Origin of the sequence: Micromonospora sp. RV43 (assembly GCF_001029515.1) — a bacterium.
Classification (GTDB): domain Bacteria; phylum Actinomycetota; class Actinomycetes; order Mycobacteriales; family Micromonosporaceae; genus Micromonospora; species Micromonospora aurantiaca.
Genome location: NZ_LEKG01000331.1, coordinates 1 through 2,967 on the forward strand (window position 1 = coordinate 1; position 2,967 = coordinate 2,967).

Here is a 2,967-nt window from a genome sequence, read left to right on the forward strand (position 1 = left end):
CTCCAGGTGCCGCTGCCGGACATGGCCGACCAGATCCAGGCCGAACAGCAGCCGCCCGTGCGCCGCCCCACTCGCGATCGCCGCGACCGCACCGGCGAAGGTCACCGAGTCCCACACGACGAGATCCGGACGCCAGTCCCGCGCGAACGCGACGAGATCGTCGATCATCCGATCCGGGCACAGCGTCCGGAAGCCGAACATCGTCACAGCCGTCAGCTGCCTCTGCACGTACTCGTAGGTGAGGATCTCGTCGCGCAGCTCGCTGATGTCGGCCAACTCGATGTAGTCCGCCGGCGCCGGCTCGTCGTCGGGCGCCTCCTCGACCTCGCGCCGGTGCTGCTCGTCCAACTCCCGCACCTGCTCCTGCTGGTTCAGCGGCTCGCCTACCGCGACAGCGGTGAGCCCGGCGCCGGTGATCGCCTCCGTGAGATCCGGCTGGCTCGCCACCCGCACGTCGTGGCCGGCCGCCCGCAACGCCCACGCCAGGGGCACCTGCGCGTGCAGGTGCGTCGGCTGGGCGAAGGTTGTGAAGAGCACCCGCATCGTCAGCCCCGGCGGGCCTGCTCCGCGTACGCCTTCGCGTGCCGCATCGTGGTGCCGCTGTTGCGCCCGAGCGCGGCGCGGATGTACGAGCGAGCGTCGGCGACCGTGGCATCCTCACCGAGAACGCCGGCGATCGCCGATTCGTTGATCACGACGGTGTGTCCGGCCACCATCTCGGTGTCGCCGTCGTGCTCGCGGAACGACCAGAACCCGGTATGCGCGCTCATCAGCTTCGGCGTCTGCAGCTGCTTGTACACGATGCGGTCCGGCGGCAGGCAGATGCGGATCGACACGGTCGTGTGCACCGATCCGTCCGCGGTGCGGGTGTCCATGGCGAGGCTCTGGACACCGCGTACGCGCTCGTCGAGGACGACCCGGGCGACGTGCGGCAACCGCTGCGGCCACAGCCCGGCCTCGTCGATGACGGTGTACGCGTCCGCGGCCCTTCCGTTGATCGACACCGCGTCCTCGAAGGACAGCAGCAGCTCGTCGTCGCGCCCCGCCGCAGCGGCCAGCGCGCTCAGTTCGGCCTCGCTGTTGCGGTCGACGGCGCGCCGAATCCAGGCGAGGTGACCTGGATCGTCGTCGACCGCCCGGTAGGTGTGCAGCAGCCGCACGACCGTCTTGTCGGGTCCGGCCGGTTCGAACCGCCACTCGCCGCTCATGGCCGCCACCGGATGAGCCGGCCGGTCCTGCCGGAACGTGATCGAGCGTGCCGCCCGGTCCAGGATCCGCCGCGAGGTCCAGTTCTTGACCTCGTCGTTCGCGGTGGCCCAGATCCGGATCCGCTCCCCGTCGCCGCTGCGCTCGATCTGTTCGGCGTGCACGGTCGGTGGGAACACCACCGGCCAGCAGCCCACGTCGGCGACGAGGTCGTAGATCACCGCTACGGGTGCGGCCACGGTCACCCGGTGATCGGTGTGCTGTTCCGACATGTCGTCGTTCCCCTCGGGTCAGTAGTTGCCGAGTCCGCCGCAGACGTTGAGCGCCTGCGCGGTGATCGGGGCGGCAGTGTCGGTGACGAGGTAGCCGACGAGGCCGGCGACCTCTTGCGGAGTGCTGTAGCGGCCGAGCGGGATCTTCGCCTGGAACCGGGCGAGCACCTCGTCCTCGGTGCTGTCCCAGACCTCGGCGTATCCCTGTCGGACCCGCTCGGCCATCGGCGTCTCCACGTACCCGGGGCAGACGGCGTTGACCGTCACGCCGGTCTTGGCCAGCTCCAACCCGAGGGCCTTGGTGAAGCCGACGACGCCGTGCTTCGACGCCGAGTACGGCGCTCCGAGCACGACACCCTGCTTGCCTCCGGTAGACGCGATGTTGATGACACGTCCCCACCCGCGCTCCAGCATGCCGCCGGTGGTGAGCACCTCGCGGGTCATCCGGAACACGCTGGTGAGGTTGGTCTCCAGCACGTCGAGCCACAGCTCGTCGGTGATCTGGGCGGTCACCCCGCCGCCGTTGCGGCCGGCGTTGTTGACGAGTACGCCGACTGGTCCGAACCGTTCGACGGCCGCGGTGACGAACGCCCGCACCTGGCCGGCGTCGCGGACGTCGCACGCCTGGCCGTCGACGTCGTGACCCTTCGCGCGCAGCTCCTTGACGGTCAGGTCGACGGCGTGGCCGTCGCGGGCGCAGATGTAGACCGTCGATCCGCGTTCGGCGAGCAACGTCGCGACCGCGTGTCCGATGCCGCTCGTCGCGCCGGTAACGACAGCGAGGCTGTCCTGCGTCAATGTTCTCTCCCGTCCTTCGTGCCGAGCCACATCGTGGCGATCGCCGCTGTCGGGGCGGTCGACGATCGGTGGACCGGCGCTGAACCCGCTGCTCCATCGGGGCTCAGGGCCGGCACGAGCCGTGACGTCCAAGGTGTCCGGCATGCGGGTGCTCTTCACGACCATCGCCGCGCCGACGCACCTGCACGCGCAGGTACCCCTGGCGTGGGCGTTGCGTGCGGCCGGCCACGACGTGCGGGTGGCGAGCCAGCCGGATCTCACGGAGGCGATCACCGGCGCCGGGCTCACAGCCGTCGCGGTCGGGCCGCCGCTCGGCGCGGACCGGTGGTCACAGGACGTCGTGGAAGAGGTGGCCGAGCGGTGGGAGTTCACCGGCGACGAGCTGTGGGGCCCGGGCGGCCGGATGCGCTGGGAGCTGTTCGACCTGTGCGAGCTGCGCCGGCAGCGGCTCACGTACGACTACGTCCAGTCCGTGCTGACCGCCTGGACGTCGCTGGACCACCAACTGTCCTGCTCCGCTGGGATGATCGATGATCTGGTTGCGTTCACCCAGGACTGGCGTCCGGATCTCGTCGTCCGCGACCCGGTGACCTTCGCCGGTTCGGTCGCGGCGATCGCCAGCGGCGCCGCCCATGCGCGGCTGCTGTTCGGTCTCGACGTCTTCGGGCACATGCGGTCGACCTACCTCGAA

At 70.3% G+C, this 2,967-nt stretch carries 2 protein-coding genes and 2 pseudogenes; 1 reads left to right on the forward strand and 3 read right to left on the reverse strand.

Translation table 11 applies throughout. The annotated features are described in order from the left end of the window. The 3 genes and pseudogenes from ABD52_RS36870 to ABD52_RS36880 form a co-directional block, all read right to left on the reverse strand. Positions 1-543: pseudogene (locus ABD52_RS36870) on the reverse strand (glycosyl transferase family 28); the annotation flags it as partial. A gap of 2 nt (positions 544-545) precedes the next feature. After that, the gene (locus ABD52_RS36875) at positions 546-1,478 is read right to left on the reverse strand and encodes an aromatase/cyclase (protein ID WP_047894814.1); all 933 of its coding nucleotides are present in this window, start codon (positions 1,476-1,478) and stop codon (positions 546-548) included. Between the two features lie 18 nt (positions 1,479-1,496). Beyond that, positions 1,497-2,276, reverse strand: coding sequence for an SDR family NAD(P)-dependent oxidoreductase (locus ABD52_RS36880; RefSeq protein WP_047894815.1), 780 nt, complete (start codon positions 2,274-2,276; stop codon positions 1,497-1,499). 142 nt (positions 2,277-2,418) lie between these two features. Here ABD52_RS36880 and ABD52_RS36885 point away from each other — a divergent pair. Next, positions 2,419-2,967: pseudogene (locus tag ABD52_RS36885) on the forward strand (glycosyl transferase family 28); the annotation flags it as partial.

Excerpts from the sequence above, each read along its gene's own strand:
- ABD52_RS36875 (WP_047894814.1), bottom strand. The coding sequence starts at position 1,478 with ATGTCGGAACAGCACACCGATCACCGGGTGACCGTGGCCGCACCCGTA.